Below are 518 nucleotides of genomic sequence, written 5' to 3'. Positions count from 1 at the left end.
TCCACTACAGTGAAGCGTATGGTGAGCGGGGTGCCGGCTGCTCCGGTGGCCTTGCTGCCCGAGTAGGGGGTTGCCTTGAGGGTGTAGGTGCCCACCGCCGGCGGGTTCCAGTTGCCGTAGTAGTAGTTGCCGCTGCCGTTGTCGCCGTGCAGGGCGTAAGGGGCGGCGTTGTCGGAGTAGGTCCTGCTCTGCGTTCCGCTCAGCTCGAAGAGCACGCTGCCCACCGAGGTCGGCGAGGTGTTAGCCCGGATGTTGAGCTTGGAGTTGCTCAGCGATGAGAGGCTGATGGTGGCCCCATCCTCAAGAGGCTGCACATCCTGCTCCGTCTGGGCGTCCACCAAGGTGAACCCTGTCACCTGTGACGGGCCCGCGGTGACGGCGGTGAAGGTGGCCGTGACGGCCTTGTCGCCGTCCATCGTCACAGTCAGGGGGTTGGCCGCGCCGGAGGCGTCGCCGCCCCAGCCGGCGAACCGGTAGCCGGCGGCCGGCGTTGCCGTCAGGCTCACGGCGCTGCCGGC

Annotated in this window: 1 pseudogene; it reads right to left on the bottom strand. The window is 68.1% G+C overall.

Annotated features, from left to right (window positions below):
- A pseudogene (locus tag I0P70_RS21215) lies at positions 1-518 on the bottom strand (hypothetical protein); the annotation flags it as partial.

It is taken from the genome of Pontibacter sp. FD36 (assembly GCF_015686655.1).
GTDB lineage: Bacteria > Bacteroidota > Bacteroidia > Cytophagales > Hymenobacteraceae > Pontibacter.
This window is presented reverse-complemented; position numbering and strand designations above follow the sequence as displayed.